At 57.1% G+C, this 15816-nt stretch carries 13 protein-coding genes; all 13 read right to left on the reverse strand.

Annotated elements, in window-relative coordinates; genetic code table 11:
• Position 1 precedes the first annotated feature (1 nt).
• On the reverse strand, positions 2-877 hold the full coding sequence (icmH, locus tag BLU75_RS07615; protein WP_084378017.1) for a type IVB secretion system protein IcmH/DotU: 876 nt from the start codon (positions 875-877) through the stop codon (positions 2-4).
• A gap of 5 nt (positions 878-882) precedes the next feature.
• Complete coding sequence (gene tssK, locus BLU75_RS07620) at positions 883-2214, reverse strand: type VI secretion system baseplate subunit TssK (protein ID WP_084378016.1); 1332 nt, start codon at positions 2212-2214, stop codon at positions 883-885.
• Between the two features lie 2 nt (positions 2215-2216).
• The gene (gene tssJ / locus BLU75_RS07625) at positions 2217-2717 is read right to left on the reverse strand and encodes a type VI secretion system lipoprotein TssJ (protein WP_084378015.1); all 501 of its coding nucleotides are present in this window, start codon (positions 2715-2717) and stop codon (positions 2217-2219) included.
• A gap of 5 nt (positions 2718-2722) precedes the next feature.
• Entirely contained in the window at positions 2723-3919 is a 1197-nt protein-coding gene (tagH, locus tag BLU75_RS07630) for a type VI secretion system-associated FHA domain protein TagH (protein ID WP_084378014.1), read from the reverse strand.
• Between the two features lie 17 nt (positions 3920-3936).
• Positions 3937-4077, reverse strand: a complete 141-nt coding sequence (locus BLU75_RS07635; RefSeq protein ID WP_084378013.1) for a type VI secretion protein — start codon at positions 4075-4077, stop codon at positions 3937-3939.
• A gap of 87 nt (positions 4078-4164) precedes the next feature.
• A complete protein-coding gene (locus BLU75_RS07640) occupies positions 4165-5685 on the reverse strand; it encodes a sigma-54 interaction domain-containing protein (RefSeq protein ID WP_090221406.1) in 1521 nt (506 codons plus the stop codon).
• A gap of 10 nt (positions 5686-5695) precedes the next feature.
• Positions 5696-8308: a type VI secretion system ATPase TssH gene (tssH, locus tag BLU75_RS07645; RefSeq protein WP_084378011.1), complete on the reverse strand. Its 2613-nt coding sequence runs from the start codon at positions 8306-8308 to the stop codon at positions 5696-5698.
• 13 nt (positions 8309-8321) lie between these two features.
• Positions 8322-9329 (reverse strand): type VI secretion system baseplate subunit TssG, encoded by a 1008-nt coding sequence (tssG, locus tag BLU75_RS07650; protein ID WP_084378010.1) that lies wholly within the window; start codon positions 9327-9329, stop codon positions 8322-8324.
• On the reverse strand, positions 9293-11080 hold the full coding sequence (gene tssF / locus BLU75_RS07655) for a type VI secretion system baseplate subunit TssF (protein ID WP_084378009.1): 1788 nt from the start codon (positions 11078-11080) through the stop codon (positions 9293-9295). The genes tssG and tssF overlap by 37 nt, the downstream gene beginning before the upstream one ends.
• A 118-nt stretch (positions 11081-11198) precedes the next feature.
• Positions 11199-11606 (reverse strand): type VI secretion system baseplate subunit TssE, encoded by a 408-nt coding sequence (gene tssE, locus BLU75_RS07660; protein WP_084378008.1) that lies wholly within the window; start codon positions 11604-11606, stop codon positions 11199-11201.
• 12 nt (positions 11607-11618) lie between these two features.
• Complete coding sequence (gene tssC / locus BLU75_RS07665) at positions 11619-13094, reverse strand: type VI secretion system contractile sheath large subunit (RefSeq protein ID WP_084378007.1); 1476 nt, start codon at positions 13092-13094, stop codon at positions 11619-11621.
• 28 nt (positions 13095-13122) lie between these two features.
• On the reverse strand, positions 13123-13626 hold the full coding sequence (tssB, locus tag BLU75_RS07670) for a type VI secretion system contractile sheath small subunit (protein WP_084378006.1): 504 nt from the start codon (positions 13624-13626) through the stop codon (positions 13123-13125).
• Between the two features lie 32 nt (positions 13627-13658).
• Positions 13659-15215, reverse strand: a complete 1557-nt coding sequence (gene tssA / locus BLU75_RS07675) for a type VI secretion system protein TssA (protein ID WP_084378005.1) — start codon at positions 15213-15215, stop codon at positions 13659-13661.
• Positions 15216-15816: the final 601 nt, after the last annotated feature.

The following is a 15816-nucleotide window of genomic DNA, read 5'->3' on the forward strand; positions in this document are numbered from 1 at the left end:
TTTACGGCTGCGACTGCGGCTGGGCCGCCGCCGGATCAAACGACTGATAAGGCTGCAGAACGGTATCGCGTTGCTCGCCCAGTACCCAGGCGAAGCCCGAATACATCACCACCAGACAAACGAAGGTGAAGAGCACCACCATCCACGCCGGTACGATGCGCACCAGGTTGCGGCGCTGATCGTTCAGGCCTTCCCAGTGGGGTGATAACTCACGTGGCACGTCACCGCGCAATTGACGGATTTGGCGATACAAGGCATCGCGGATACCTTCGAGCTCGAGCGTGCCGCGGGCCTGCACTCGGTACTTTCCTTCGAAGCCCAAGGACAGGCACAGGTACATCAGTTCCAGCATCGGCAGGTGCTTGACCGGGTTTTTCGACAGGCGATCGAGCAACTGGAAGAATTTCTCGCCGCCGAAGGTTTCGTTATGGAAGCTGCTGAGCAGGCTCATTTGCGACCACTCACTTTCGTTACCCCACGACGTGGTGACGACGGCTTCGTCAGCCACGGTGCAGAGCACGTAACGGGCGGCCATCACCTGGCTGCTTTCTGCGCCATTGTGCAGCGCGCTGACTTCAAACAATTTCAGCCCGGTGGTCAGTCGCTCGTTGAGCACAAGCATGTCTTCGAGAATGTCGCTGTGCTTTAGGCGCACCACTTCCGACAGCAGGTCGGAGGCCGCGGCCACCAGCGAGTTGAGGCTGATGTTGAACGCCTCGGCTGGGCGCAAGCGCGCGGCGTAGATCATGCGTTGTTCCAATTGCTCGAAACGTGGCGGTGCCGCGAAGTCCGTCAACGGGCTCGACGCCGGGCCGTGTCCATGATGGTCGAGCAGGACGGTCTTATCGTCCTGGCTGTATTCCGTATCCTTGATCATGCCGGTCAGTTCCTGATGGCCCAGAATTTCAGTTCAAGCTCAGCGAATTCGCCAGACACGTGGAACGCGAAACCGCCGGAGCGTTCGAATTGCGCCAGGTCTTCGGAGCTGAGTTCGAGAATGAAATAGGTTTTGTTGGAGTGGAACGCAATCTGCCTCGGGGCCACGGGCAAGGGTTTGACCTTGATGCCTGGTAGATGCAGGTTGACCAGTTGGCGGATACGCTCCACCGGGCCGACCTTGAGGTGTGCCGGCAAGCGATGGCGCAGTTCCTCAGAGTCGCAGTTGGCACTCGCCGCCAGCACGAACGAGGCAGAACCCAGCAGGTTGTGGTCGTGCAACGGTGAGACGATGATCCCGTATTGACGCGTTTGCAGCTCCAGCTCAATGGCGTGCTGTTCCAGCACCATCGATAACACCTGACGGATCGCGTCCATCAATTTACGGAAGCTTGCTCCCTGATCGCTGTGCTGATAACGGCTGTCCAAACGCGGGCGCTTACTGTCGCTGGAGAAGGTTGCCAGATCGCCGAGCATGGTCAGCAGCGTGCGGTACAACTCTTCGGGGTGAACCTGTTCCAGACTAAGATAGTGCCGCAGCAATAATTCGGTGCGATTGATCAGTTGTAGCATCATAAAGTCACCGACTTCCGCGCCACCCACCTTGCCATTGGAACGGATCCGCTCAGCGATGGCGTCGCCCCGATTGCCGAGCATGCTAATCACTTCCTTGAGGCACGACAGCAGGTAACTGGAGGCGTGCGCCTGGATGTAGGTGGGTACGAATTCCGAATCGAGGCTGATTACGCCGTCCGGCGTGGTGTCGAGTACTTCGCAGATCTTCAGTTTCACGTACGCCTGATCGCTCTGCTGCTCGCCGAGCAATAGCTTGAAGTCCGGGCGGGCGCAGCTGACCTGGCTGGCGGAGTCGTCGCCAGCGTTGGAGTCGGCTACTTCTGCTTCGTACGCGGTATAACGCGCTAGAACGTCGGACTGCTCCGGCCGACGGGCTTCGATGTGGTTTCCGGTGACCAACGGCAGCGCCAGATAGATTGGCGTGTTGCCGGTGTTCGGCGGCACATCGAGGGCCAACGGCTCAGTATTGCCACCCAGTTCGAACAGGCTACCGTCCGGCAGAATCCCCGATGCCTGGCTGATCACCAGTTTGCCCATGTTAAGGAACTGTAAGTCGATGTCCAGATTGAGAAAGCCCCAGATGTAGCTGCCCAGCAACTGGGTGCGGGTCTTCATCTGGTGGTCGTAGTAGCGATCGTTGTGCTGGAAGTGCTGCGGACGCAGCAGCATGCCTTCCTGCCAAATGACTTTATGGGAACTCATGGTCAGTCAGCCGCCTTGACTTGCGATTCATAGGTGTTGTGAATGCCGCTCTGGTCGAGGGTCAGGTCGGCGTCGGTGACTTCCAACGGGGTGACTTGCAGGGTGTAGCGCCATTTGGTATCCGGCAGGTCACGGTAGGCGGCGAGTACACCGACATAGCGGCTATCCTGCTCGACACTGAGCTTGAGTTCGACGGTTTCTCCGGGACGCAACTCAAGCTCCTCAGTCGCAACCATATCCGGAGCCAGGGATTCCTTGGCGCGCTCGTACAGGCTGAAGAAATCCGCGTTCTCGAACGCCACCGGCTGCTTGAGTTCGAACAGGCGTACGACAATCGGCGACGGGCGACCGTTGAGGTCCGGGTTCAACTGATCGCTGGCCGTCAGCTTCAGGTTGAGTTTGGTGACGTGGGAGTAGGGCGATAGCGTTGAGCAACCGGCCAACAGTACCAAGGTGGTCAGCGCAGTCAGCGCCTTAAAAAAGACAGTCGAGCGGCGATACATGCGGATCATCCTTGGTGGTCGGTGTGAAGGGTGGAAATCAGTCGGATCTGCTCTTCGTAGGCCTGGGCGAAGTCGCGGGCCAGCAAGCGCTCGCTCCAGTCATCATCCTGACGCAGGGTCTGGTGATAACGACCATAAGCCCGCCAGCGGCTGCCGGAGGTGGCGAGCACCGGTTTGTTGTCACGCTCGAAACGCAAGGTGAGCTGTTGAGGCGAGAAGTGTTCCAAGGTGCTGCGAACAGCGGCGCGGCTGGCCGTGAGCAAAGCCACCTGATGCGCCTGCAAATCGCGAAACGCACGGGAGATCGCCTGTTCAGGCGGTAACTGCCCTGGCTTGCTGGGCTGCAACAGAATGCCCAGCGCCTCACCGGCATCAACGACGAACTTCAACGGGTTTTTGTTGGTGCCCTGAACGATGGTCTGGGCCAGGCGCAGTTCGTTTTTCAGCTCGCTGCGGGTGCGCAGGCTCTGCTGTAAACCGCCAACACTTTGCTTGAGCAGGCGCGCAGCGTTCAGCGCCAGAGCTTCGCGTGCATCGTGGTCGAGGCCTTTGAGGTCTACACCTAGGGCGCCAGCAAACTTTTCCCAGAAACCGTCGCTCTGACGCTCGACCGCTTTCGGCGCCGGGACGGGCGAAAGTGCGGCCGGGGCATCGATCAGCTCCGGCACCATCAGGCGTTCCATGTCAATGCGCGCATAGTCGGCGCGCTGACGGGTGTCTTCCGGCGCCGTTCGCGGGGAGATCAGTTCGTCGATTTCCGAATACACACGTTCCTGCTGGTCGAGTGCATTCAGCGGGTCGAGGTCGAGGAATGCATCATCAGGAATGACGCTACCGGCCGCTTGCGGACGACCGACCTCCACATCGGGAGTCGTCGGGGCGTGAACTAACCGTGCACGGATCTCGAAGTCACCCAGCACGTATACGCTGCCGTGCTCGATACGTACCGTATCGCCCTTGTGCAAGCGTGCGCCGCTGGCACTGTTCTGGATCCCGTTGCTACTGGTATCGGTCAGGAAAAACGTGCCTTCGCGATAGCTGATCAACGCGTGATGGTTGGACAAGTGGCGCTTGCGGTCCGGAATGATCCAGTCACAGTCCTCGCCACGACCAATCACGCCGCCGGCCTGCTTAAAGGTCTTCTGGCACAGCTGCGTAGGTACGAACTGCTTGGTGTTCAGCATTTCGAAAACCAGTTCCATGGTGATGCTCCTTGCGGTCACTTACCGCGATTGACCGACTGCGGATCACCCAATGGGCGATAGGTGTTGTCGTTGTATTTGTAATTGCCGCTGCAGCCGGCGAGGCCACATAGAACGACAACTGTCAGAAAGACGGCTTGCCAGTGACGAATAGACATCAGAGGGTCTCCAGGGGCAGCACAAAGCGCCGGCCCTTACGGTTAAGGCTGTTAAAAAATGGGGGATTAAAGTCGAGCGTATTTGGCCTATCCATCGACATTTTCCACGTTGATGTTCAGGCGTTCGAGGCGGTAGAGGAATGTGCGCCGTGGTAGGCCGAGCTCGCGAGCGGAACGGGTCTGATTACCGTCGTTTTTGCGCAGGCAATCGATCAGCAGGCTTCGCTCAATCTGCTCCAACCGTTCGCGCAAGTTCAGGCCGCTGCTGTCTTCCGGTATGGCTTCCATACGCAGAGGGAAGTGCTCCACCAGCAACTCATTGCCTTCGCAGAGCAGCACCGCACGCTCGACCAAACCCTTGAGTTCACGCACGTTGCCGGGAAACGCGTAGCTGGCCAAAAGGTCCAATACTCCGTTGGACCAAGTCACTTCATCACGCTGCAAGAACGTGCAGGCCTTATCGGCGAAGTGTCGTGCTAAGTCGAGGATGTCGTCTTCGCGTTGACGCAGAGCCGGTAGCTCAATAGGGAACTGCGCGAGGCGGTAGTACAAGTCCTCGCGAAACTTCCCTTGGCTGACCAGCACCGATAAGTCCTGATGTGTCGCGGCAATGATGCGCACGTCAATCTTGTGGGTGTCGCTGGAGCCCAGCGGACGGACCTCACCCTCTTGCAGAACCCGCAACAGCTTGGCTTGCAACGACAGCGGCATGTCACCGATCTCATCAAGCAACAAGGTCCCGCCGTTGGCTGCGTCGAACAGCCCGGCTCGGTCACGGTCGGCGCCCGTGAAGGCGCCTTTGAGGTAACCGAACAGCTCGCTTTCCAGCAGGTTTTCCGGGACCGCCGCGCAGTTCTGCACGATAAACGCCTGGGAACGACGCGGTCCGCATTCGTGAATCGCCCGGGCTACCACTTCCTTGCCAGTACCCGTTTCGCCACCCAGCAGCACGGTGTAGGAGCTGTGTAAGACTTTGCTGATCAGCGAATAAACCTGGCGCATGGCCGCGCTTTTACCCGTCAGGCCATAGCCGCTGGCGCTCGGAGTGGAGACCGGTGCCGGCGATGCGCCACCGCTTGGCCGTCGTAAACGCTGCAGCAAATGCATATGGCCCAACGCGAACGAGCCAAGTCGGCCAAACGAATCGGCGAAGCCTTGCAGTTCGATGTGCTGATGACTGGCACACAGCAATAACCCTTCCACAGATTTGTGCTGATTGACCAGCGGCACGCACAGCAGTGATTGCCATGGCCTCGCCTGGCTCGGCAGAAAACTGGTTTCGTGCAGACTGCCGCTCAACTCACCAATGCACACTACGCGGTTCTGGCACAGCGCAAATTGCAGCAGTTGCTCTCCGTTGTAATCGGCAGGAAAACTAGCCGTTTCCCGAGGTTGCAGATTGCCATTGAGGCACTCCGCATTCATCCCGAGGCAGGTATGGGTAGCGTCCAGCAGGTACAGTTGCGCCAACTCACAACCGCTGAGCTCGACCAGTCCGCGCACGAAGTCACCCAGCAGCGCAGTTCCATCCGTCGCTCGCGACAGGCTGGCGAACTGCGCAAGTAAGGCTTCGGCATAGATCAGTGGCTGCGGCACTTGACTGAACATCGCACCCACCTCAGGCGAACTCGCAGATCACACTGGCGTTGCCGTCGAGCGTTGCGTGAACGCGCTTGAGGCTTTCGCCGGTGGCCATCGCGTCCAGCAAACGATCAGCCACTAACGGCAGTACGTGCAGGTCCAGCAAATGGTCGATCAGACGCGCGCCGCTATCACTTTGGGTGCAGCGTTCGGCCAGGTGATCGACAAGGCCCTGTGAGTAAGTGAAGTCGAGCTGACGACGGTTCAGGCGCTCGCCCAGACGACCGAGTTTGATTTCGATCAGTTCGCGTAGCACCGGCCCACCGACCGGGTAGTAAGGCACCACACGCATCCGCGCTAACAGCGCCGGTTTGAAGTGCTTGCTCAGCACCGGGCGAATGGTTTCTTCGAGGACTTCAGCCGATGGCCGTGCGCCGTTTTCGCAGAGTTCGCTGATGTGGTCGCTGCCCAGGTTAGAGGTCATCAGAATCAACGTATTGCGAAAATCGATCTCGCGCCCTTCGCCGTCGTTGGCTACGCCCTTGTCAAAGATTTGGTAAAATAAGTTGAGCACGTCAGGGTCGGCTTTCTCGACTTCATCGAGCAGCACGACGGAATACGGTTTCTGCCGTACGGCTTCCGTGAGCATGCCGCCCTCGCCATAGCCGACGTAACCTGGTGGTGCACCGATCAGGCGCGAAACGGTATGCTTCTCCTGGAATTCGGACATGTTGATGGTGGTGATGAAACGATCACCGCCGTACAACAAATCAGCGAGGGCCAGTGCGGTTTCGGTCTTGCCGACGCCACTTGGACCAACCAGCAGGAATACACCCACGGGTGCATCGGGCTTGTTCAGGCCGGCGGCGGTAGCGCGCATCGCGCGATCAAGGGCGTGAACGGCTTGTTCCTGACCACGAATGCGGGCACCGATGTCAGTAGCGAAGCTGGCAACCTTGACATTGTGCTCACGGGCCAACTGCGCCAGGGGTACGCCGGTCCAGGCGCTGATCACTTCAGCCACAAGCCGCGGGCAGACCTCAAAGCTCACCAGGCGCTCTTTGACTTGCAACTCGGTCAGCGCTTTGTGAGTTTCGTTGAGCACGACTTCCAGCGTTTCGACACTTTGCGCTTCGTCTACCGGCAGGGCTTCGATTACGGTACCTAAGGCGGCTTCACGGGCCTTGGCCAGTTGCTGGCGCAGTTCCAGCAGATGCTCAGCCAATGTTTTCTGTTCGGTCCATAGGGTTTCCAACGCGACCAATTCGGATTCGGCTTCTTCCAGGCGCGCCTCCAAGGTATCCAGCGCTTCGCGGTCGATCAACAGGCTTGCCTCGGCATCGCGGCGCAGGGCCTGACGTTGACGGCCACCCTCTGCCAGCTCGCCGCGCAGCCGCTCCAGGCTTTCCGGAGCTGCTGCGAGGCTGATGCGCACACGGGCGCAGGCGGTGTCGAGTACGTCGACAGCTTTATCCGGCAGTTGACGGCCCGCCAGGTAACGAGCGGACAACTCGGCAGCGGCGACCACCGCGTCATCACGCAAATAGATGCCATGGCTTTTCTCGTAAACCTGAGCCAGGCCACGGAGGATGGTCACCGCCTCGCTGACAGTTGGTTCGTGCAATTGCACTGGCTGGAATCGACGAGCCAGCGCAGGGTCTTTCTCGAAGTACTTTTTGTACTCCGCCCAGGTAGTCGCAGCGATGGTGCGTAACTCTCCTCGGGCCAGCGCTGGCTTAAGCAGGTTGGCGGCGTCGGAGCCACCGGCATTACCGCCCGCACCGATCAAGGTATGGGCTTCGTCGATGAACAGAATGATCGGCCTTGGCGACGCTTTGACTTCGTCAATCACACCTTTGAGGCGACGTTCGAATTCACCTTTGACGCTGGCACCGGCTTGCAACAGGCCCATGTCCAGAGACAGCAACTCGACGCCTTTCAACGCTTGCGGCACTTCACCAGCAGCAATACGCGAGGCCAGGCCTTCAACGATGGCCGTTTTACCGACGCCAGCTTCACCGACAACAATCGGGTTGTTCTTGCGGCGCCGAGCAAGGATGTCAACCATCTGCCGGATAGCACCGTCGCGACACAGTACAGGGTCGAGTTTTCCGTCACGGGCCTGCTGGGTCAGGTTGTGGGTAAAACGTTGCAACAGGAACTCACCTGACGCGGCCGGTTTACCGGTCTCCGACTGCTCTTTCTGGGACAACGCGAACTCTTTCAGGCGGTCGATATTCAATTTGGCCAGCAAAGGCTGGTAGCGACTACCGGCGTAGCGCATTGGGTTACGCAGCAACGCGAGAATCAGTGAAGCCTGTTTAACCTCGGTCTGGCCCAGTTCAAGGTTGGCCACCAGCAGGGCATCTTGCAGCCACTGCACCAGTTCCGGGGCGAACACCGGATTACGTGAAGCACTGTGCTCTACCCTTGATTGCAGTGCTGCACTGAGTTCCCCAGCGTCTATTTCAGCATCGAGCAGTGCACGGGTAAGCAAGCCTTGCGGACGTTCCAGCAAACCCAGCAGCAGGTCTTCGACGAGGATCTTGCTGCCACCACGAGCCACACAGCGTTCGGCGGAACTCTCCAGGTCACTACGGGTTTCGGCATCCAGTGCCTGGATGAGTTGTTGCAGGTCTACGTTAATCATTTGTCATCTGTCCTTAATGAATTTTGCTGCCTAGAGTCACCACGCCGTCCGCTTTTTCGCAGCCGAGCCAACTGGTCCATCCCAGGCGACAAGCGTTTTGCTCGCCAATACGCAGTTCGCGAATTTCTTCATGGCGCAGCATCAGGCGAATGTCGTAAGCGATCGGGTCACGGAGGGTGAACCGCACCAGTGCACACAGCGGCTGGTAGCCGAAACCGATTGGTAGGAACTCGTGAAAGCGCTGCCAGTCGAGTTCGCGGACGTGGATTCGGAACTTGCCGCTGCGATCGCGCACGGTCGCCCCCAGCACCACGTCTTCACCAAGCACGGAGTTGGCCCGCCCCAGGCTATTACGTTCTTCGTCGAGGATTTCCACATGGCGTTCAATGCACTGTTCAATGGTCAGTTCGGCGTGTTTGAAGTAGTAACGTAGAACCGCTTCGATCAGCGCAGCCGAGTGTGCGCGTAAACTGAGCAAGCCCAGATACGGCAGCAGGCGTTTCCAATTCAGCTCCTGAGCGCATCGGATCTTTTCACCGCCGAGGCCGATCAGGGCAAACAGCTGAGAGGAAAAAGGGTCGAGGGCACCACTCTCGAAACTGGCTCGATAGCGGTATTTTTTCCAAATCGGCAGCATCAGCCGCTGTAGGCGATGGTGAAACAGGTCGAGGAAGTTGCGGGTCGGGTTGCCGTCCTCGCTGTCGCCTAGGGCCTGTTCTCCGTAAAACGCCGGCAGTGGTGACCCGGAACCAACCAGCCCGATCAAATTAAAACGCAGTCGTGCACGCATCAGCCCGTGCTCATGAAAGAATTCAACACGATCAACGTCACTGCCGGGGAACCCCAGACTGGGGTTGGCCTGAAACTCTAACTGTTCGTACAAGTCGTCTTGGCTTAGATGAGGGTGTGCTTCGCGCAGTCGATCAACGACTAACAGTACGGCCTGAAACAGCGAGTATTCGCGTATGCCTCGGGTCAGTCTGCTTAAAGAAGCGGTTGCAGGCCCATACGTGGTGTCCATTGGTACACCTCTCCCTGTGTGCTTTTTACCCGCAGTTCGTGGTACGAATTGAGACTGGCGTAAAGCGCGAAAAACTCGTTAAGAACCGAAGCGAAAACGAACAGGTCGCCTTCACCGATATACCCTTGCGGGTCGATGGTCAGCTCGGTGCGCAGCCCACGAACCGGCAACCCTCGGTGCAATCGATCAACGTGTTGATGTTTGATCGACTTGAGCCCGCCGAGCAGGCGTTTGCTGACTTTTTCAGCGTGTTGGTCGTAGTAGCGCGGCAGGTCGTAGGTTTCGAGAATTACCTTCAATGCGTTGACGTCAGCCAACGACAAATAGTTGAGCGACATGTTGCTGATCAGCTTCCAGAGGAAGTCACGGTTCAGCGGCGGCGCGAAACTCGACGTCGCGGGGGTAATGTTACGAAAGCTCAAAAACTCCGGCGTTTCTTCGCAGGCGATGCAGATGTCGCCAAGCCTGAGCTTACGCGGCAGGTTTTGGTTGGTGCACGTCAGCTCTACCGATAGGGTTTCCTGGGCTTCGGTCTGGCGAATACCGAAGCTCAGGTAAGTGTCGAGGCCGTCGTGCAGTGAGGAAGAACGCTGGCGAATGCTGTAATGAGGACGGCTGTTGGGTACATCGAAACTAGGGTCGTGCTCGAAAGATTCGAACGGAACATACGCCTGATAACCGAGGCCGCCAGGTTTCCAGCCAATGACACTTTCCACGGAAAACACACCGCAGTTTTCCAGGTCGTACTCGGCAGGTAGCAACAGGTACTCGTCCTGCTTGCCGTCAAGACGGATCGGTAATGCATCGTGCGTGAACAGATTAACGATGGGCGTACAGTGAAGCTTCACGTTGTCCAGGGTCGGACGCATGCGCAGGACTCCACTCTTGCGAATGTCGAAACGCAACTCTAGACCGCGTACCTGCTTGAGGATATCTGCCGGCAACGCCTTGAGTAGGGCCAGGCCGTTGATATCGACGAACAGGAATTTGTCCTGAAAGGCAAAATATTCTTGTAGGTAGCGATAACCGCGAAAGGTGTTCAGCGGATATGGGATCAACGCTTCTTCTTCAGCAAAGCCAACCGGCTGCACACGGTCACCCGGCATCTTGAACGCCATTGGCGTGCCATTGACACCATTAATGGGGTTACCGGCGCCGTCTAGAGGGATCAGCTCGATGCCTTCCAGGTTACGCAGCAGACACAGGTACAGCATCTGGCTGATGTAACGCTCGCCAGCAAAGTGCAGACGCAAGCGGCTCAATTCCAGCTCACCGAGGTGACCGTCGACGCTCATCTCCAGACGTAGGCTCAACAGCGAGCCATCGCCCTTCACCGAGTAATTCAGCGCAGCAAGGTCCAACGGCAAGACTTCAGTCGGATAGCAGGTGCGAAAGTGGCAACGCACGTCATCAATCGGAACGCTTTCCACCGGTGTGTTGCGCTCGACCATTAATGCTGGGCCGGAACGTTTCAACGGATCGAACTGCAAAATACTGAACGACGGCAGCGGTCGCATGTAATTGGGCCACAGCAGTTGCATCAGAGAATGGCTGAGCTCCGGTAACTCGTCATCGAGTTTCTGGCGCAGACGCCCGGTCAGGAATGCAAATCCCTCCAGCAATCGCTCCACATCCGGATCCCGTCCGGCTTGGCCGAGGAAAGGCGCCAACGCCGGGCTACGCTCGGCAAAGCGACGACCTAACTGACGAAGTGCCGTGAGCTCACTTTGGTAGTAGTGGTTAAAGGACACGAGGTACCTGCCTGGTATTCGAGCTCATGAACAAACCGTTCAGGTAGCCCTGCGCTTCAAGCGTGTTCATGACTATTCGCTTCCTGTCTTTTTGGATGTCAGGGCATACGAGTTTCATTTAGCTGACCCTGACTTGACCGCTGCCATCTAGGCGCGCGGAGAAACTGACCTGGCGCTTGAAACCATCAACTTCCAGCAGGCCTTCAATGTTGAAGGACAGGCGAAGCTGATCGTGATCACGCGGCAGGGAAATGACACGCACATTGCTCAGGCGTGGCTCGTAGGCTTCGATGAAATTTTCGATGGCCAAACGGGCCTGACTCAGGGAGCCGTGCAGGCTCAGGCGCATGTCATTGAGATCGGGTAACCCGTAATCGGACAGCGTCTGCACGCTGCCCGCACGGGTGCTGAGCATCTTGGTCAGATGGGCAGCCACGGACGCCATAGCGCAAACCTCGCGGCTCCAGCCGACGCGTTTGTCCGCGTCTCCACACAGGCGTTCGAAAAGGCTGCCGTATCCAGTCATGAGTTGCTCCGCTTATTCTTTGTCCAGCTTGCCAACCAGCGACAGGGTGAAATCGGCCCCCATGTACTTGAAGTGCGGACGCACGTTCAGGCTGACGCGGTACCAGCCAGGCTCGCCTTCAACATCGCTGACGATGATCTGGGCTGCGCGCAGTGGACGACGGCCACGCACTTCGGCGCTGGGATTTTCCTGGTCGGCGACGTACTGGCGGATCCACTTGTTGAGTTCCAGCTCGAGGTCGGTACGCTCTTTCCACGAACCGAGTTGCTCGCGCTGCAGCACTTTCAAGTAGTGAGCCAGGCGGTTGACGATCATCATGTACGGCAGTTGGGTACCGAGCTTATAGTTCAGCTCTGCTGCCTTGCCTTCAGCGCTGATGCCGAAGAACTTCGGCTTCTGCACCGAGCTCGCGGAGAAGAACGCCGCGTTGTCGCTGCCTTTGCGCATGGTCAGGGAGATGAAGCCTTCCTCTGCCAGTTCGTATTCACGACGGTCGCTGACCAAAACTTCGGTAGGAATCTTGGTTTCGATTTCGCCCATGCTTTCGAAGTGGTGCAACGGTAGGTCTTCAACTGCACCACCGCTTTGTGGGCCAATGATGTTCGGACACCAGCGGAATTTGGCGAAGCTGTCGGTCAGTTTTGTACCGAATGCGTAGGTGGTGTTGCCCCACAGGTAATGCTCGTGGCTGTTGGTGACGGTTTCTTTGTAAACGAACGATTTGACTGGGTTTTCTTCCGGGTCGTACGGGTTACGCAGGAGGAACCGCGGCACGGTCAGGCCGATGTAACGCGAATCTTCGGATTGACGGAAGCTCTGCCATTTGGCGAATTGCGGGCCTTCGAAGTGATCTTTCAGATCCTTTAGGTCCGGCAGACCGGTGAAGCTTTCCAGGCCGAAGAACTTCGGACCGGCCGCAGCAATGAACGGCGCGTGAGACATACAGGCAACGCTGGACACGTACTGCATCAGCTTCACGTCCGGCGAGCTCGGAGACATAAAGTAGTTGGCGATGATCGCGCCCACAGGCTGCCCGCCGAACTGACCGTATTCAGCGGTGTAAATGTGCTTGTAAAGGCCTGATTGCATTACTTCCGGCGAATCGTCGAAATCGTCCAGCAGGTCTTCTTTGGAGACGTTGAGGATTTCGATTTTGATGTTTTCGCGAAAGTTCGTGCGATCGACCAATAACTGTAGGCCGCGCCACGACGATTCCAGAGACTGGAAGTCCGGGTGGTGCAGGATTTCGTCCATCTGACGGCTGAGCTTGGCATCGATCTCGGCGATCATGCGATCAACCATGGCTTTCTTGACCGGCTCACCGTTGTTCTGCGGCTTGAGCAGCTCTTCAATGAAGGCTGACACACCGCGTTTGGCGATGTCGTAGGCTTCGTCGTCCGGCGTCAGGCGGGTTTCGGCGATGATACTGTCGAGAATGCTGTATTCGCCGTTCTCGGTAGTTTTCTGCTGCGCTGCACTCTTGCTCATTGTGTTGGCTTCCTTGGCTGATGGGGGATCAGGCGTTCTGGGCGGCGGCGTTCAAGCCCAGTTCACCCAAGACTCGACCACGGGATTCGTCGTCGGCGAGAACGCCTTCGATAGCTTTGCGGAACGCCGGTGCGTTACCCAATGGGCCTTTGAGGGCCACCAGGGCGTCACGCAATTCCATCAGTTTTTTCAGCTCAGGCACTTGCTCGACCAGCGAGGCCGGATTGAAGTCCTTCATCGAACTGACGCGTACTTTCACCGCCAGCTCTTCAGTGTCGCCTTCTTCCTGAAGGCGGTTCGGCACGCTCAGTGTCAGCTCCAACTCTTGCTTGGCCAACACTTCGTCGAAGGTCATTTTGTCGATGCTGATCGGCTTACGATCTTCGACTTTTCGTTCGTCCTTGCGATGGGTGTAGTCACCGATTGCCAGCAGCTTCAACGGCAGTTCAATCTCTTCCTGAGCACCTCCAGTGGAGGGTTTGAAGGTGACGTTGATGCGTTCTTTAGGGGCTACAGAGCCTTCTTTGGTCATAGCTTTTCTCCTTGCGGTTGTGGCCCGGGGGCCTATTCGAGTACCACTTCGAGATCGAGGTGGCATAACCTGCGATAAATCTCTTCTTTACGTTCACGCACAGCATGGTTCTGCGGTAATAACTCGCAGCAGCTATGCAACAAGTGCAGCACTTCGAGCACAAGATCGGGCTCCCAGGCCTGCAAGCCTGAGTCGTATAGTGTTTGGTCGAGGGCTTCGAGTTGGGTTTTGGCCAACTCGTATTTCTTGGCTGCGAAGCACAGCCGGGCCATGGCAAATTGCCAGAAAAACCGCACGCGTCCGCCGTGAGCGCTTTGCAGGCCCTGCTTGAGTATCTGCACGGCAGCCCTGAGGCCGTCTTTGTGCAAGATCGGCAGGACTTCCTCCAGGGCCCGTTCCCAGGCCAAGTAGGTGTCGGTTGCTTCAACCTTGCGTGGTGCACTGGAAGTTTGCAGGTGCGGCGTGACGCTGGCACTGATCCAGGCGCGAGTGGCCGGATCTGCGAACGGGGCACCGTCGTGGAAACGCAATTCGATGATGCCGGGCAGGCGTTGAATAAATAGCGCGAAGTGAATTTCCACTTCGCGCATGGCCATCTCGGCGTTCAGGCTTTGGAGGCATTCCCAAACCATTCGCTGGCCATCGAACCAGAATGGAGCCTTCGCCAAGCTGGCCTCCAGCTCCACCAGCAGGTCTGCGTATTTAGCTTGATCATAGCTATCCTGATAGGTCTTCAGTTTGTCTGCCGGCAGACCGCGCAGCGCGGTGATCTGCTCGTTGTTGCGCTCAGGAATCGTGTCGATGGGCAGCCACAACAGCGTGCGATTGAGGCGCAGCGCACGCAAATCGGTGGCTTTTTGCTTGAGCCACCAGGCGCACAATGGGCGGGCGTTTTCCTGCTGGGCACGCAAAGCCTTGTGGGCCTCTTTCTCGTTGTCGATCGGCGCACCGGGGGTGAACAGTTGCGTTGCGACCTGCTTGACCTGGGCCACAGCAGCGCCTACCACGCCGGGTTCCGGCTGGTTGTCAGCAGCACGCTGGACCATGTTTTTCAGGCGACGGGAGATCGGCAGCAACAACGGCGCGTCATCGCCCAGGTGTTTTGTGCACGCAACGTCAAGGCCTTCAAGGTGTTCCACCATCCGACGAAACAGCGGCAGTTGCTCTTTGATCGCGATATTTTCGTTCAGCACTCGCTCAAGACGCGGCACCAACCAACTGATGGCAGCGGACCGAGTGCGGGCTTTGTTCGGGTGGATTTCGGCCCAGTGATTCTCACAGAGGTGGTGCAACAAACCGAGGCCGGCCAGCAGCCCCTGGAAAGATTCGCGCTGGTACAGGCTCCAAGTCAGCCAAGCCCCGACTCGTAAATCCTTGGATAGGGTGCGCAGCAGGGTTTCGCTGTTTTCGCAGATTTTCAACCAGTCGATCTGGCCGCTTTCATGCATGGATTGGGCTTTACCCAGCTCGCTTTCTAACGCTTCATACTCGCTCGAAAACCGAACGTCTTCGCCCGCAAAACTCTCCTTGGAAATAGAGGTTTTCGCGAGTTCGAGATAATGAGCAGAAAGCTTACTGGAATAGGACATCCATGACCTTTAATTAAGATTGGCGCGACACGCCCATTAGAGTTGCAATGACGCGAGACAAAACCGATGAGGTTTAATTATTTGTACGTACGCGACGCAATCATCAGAAACTCACAGTCCAAAAAATTTTAAAATCTGCGCCGCCGCATTAATGCTTTAGCGTTTGCTTGTCGAACCTAATCGACTGAAATATCGCTAGATTACCGAGCGTCTCCCTTTTTTTGGCGACTTGAGAAGGATCCAGAAATAAATATTTCAGGTGCACAGTGCACTCTTCGCAATAGATAAAGATGTAAGACTATTCTGAAAACGAATCGGGAGAATTCCTGAGTGGCTGATATTTATGAATGCTGAAATCGAGTGGGGCTAAATTGCCATCATGCGCCAAAAGTTGCACACTAAAATGTGGATAACCCTGTGAATAAATCTCTACAGGGCACGCACTTAAATACTCACAGACAAGTGCGCAAGAAGTTGCACAGTATTGCGCAACTTCTTGCGCACTTTTATTGATAAATCCTATGTTAGGCGCTAGCTAAATCTACGGATTTAAATCTATGCCGTTGATAAATAAGGAATTTAATTTTATTGGCATAAACCT

This window comes from Pseudomonas mucidolens, assembly GCF_900106045.1.
GTDB lineage: Bacteria > Pseudomonadota > Gammaproteobacteria > Pseudomonadales > Pseudomonadaceae > Aquipseudomonas > Aquipseudomonas mucidolens.

Excerpts from the sequence above, each read along its gene's own strand:
- tssE (WP_084378008.1), bottom strand. The coding sequence starts at position 11,606 with ATGACTGGATACGGCAGCCTTTTCGAACGCCTGTGTGGAGACGCGGAC.
- tssA (WP_084378005.1), bottom strand. The coding sequence starts at position 15,215 with ATGTCCTATTCCAGTAAGCTTTCTGCTCATTATCTCGAACTCGCGAAA.
- tssH (WP_084378011.1), bottom strand. The coding sequence starts at position 8,308 with ATGATTAACGTAGACCTGCAACAACTCATCCAGGCACTGGATGCCGAA.
- BLU75_RS07635 (WP_084378013.1), bottom strand. The coding sequence starts at position 4,077 with ATGTCTATTCGTCACTGGCAAGCCGTCTTTCTGACAGTTGTCGTTCTA.
- BLU75_RS07640 (WP_090221406.1), bottom strand. The coding sequence starts at position 5,685 with ATGTTCAGTCAAGTGCCGCAGCCACTGATCTATGCCGAAGCCTTACTT.
- tssC (WP_084378007.1), bottom strand. The coding sequence starts at position 13,094 with ATGAGCAAGAGTGCAGCGCAGCAGAAAACTACCGAGAACGGCGAATAC.
- tssK (WP_084378016.1), bottom strand. The coding sequence starts at position 2,214 with ATGAGTTCCCATAAAGTCATTTGGCAGGAAGGCATGCTGCTGCGTCCG.
- tssJ (WP_084378015.1), bottom strand. The coding sequence starts at position 2,717 with ATGTATCGCCGCTCGACTGTCTTTTTTAAGGCGCTGACTGCGCTGACC.
- tssG (WP_084378010.1), bottom strand. The coding sequence starts at position 9,329 with ATGGACACCACGTATGGGCCTGCAACCGCTTCTTTAAGCAGACTGACC.
- tagH (WP_084378014.1), bottom strand. The coding sequence starts at position 3,919 with ATGGAACTGGTTTTCGAAATGCTGAACACCAAGCAGTTCGTACCTACG.
- tssB (WP_084378006.1), bottom strand. The coding sequence starts at position 13,626 with ATGACCAAAGAAGGCTCTGTAGCCCCTAAAGAACGCATCAACGTCACC.
- icmH (WP_084378017.1), bottom strand. The coding sequence starts at position 877 with ATGATCAAGGATACGGAATACAGCCAGGACGATAAGACCGTCCTGCTC.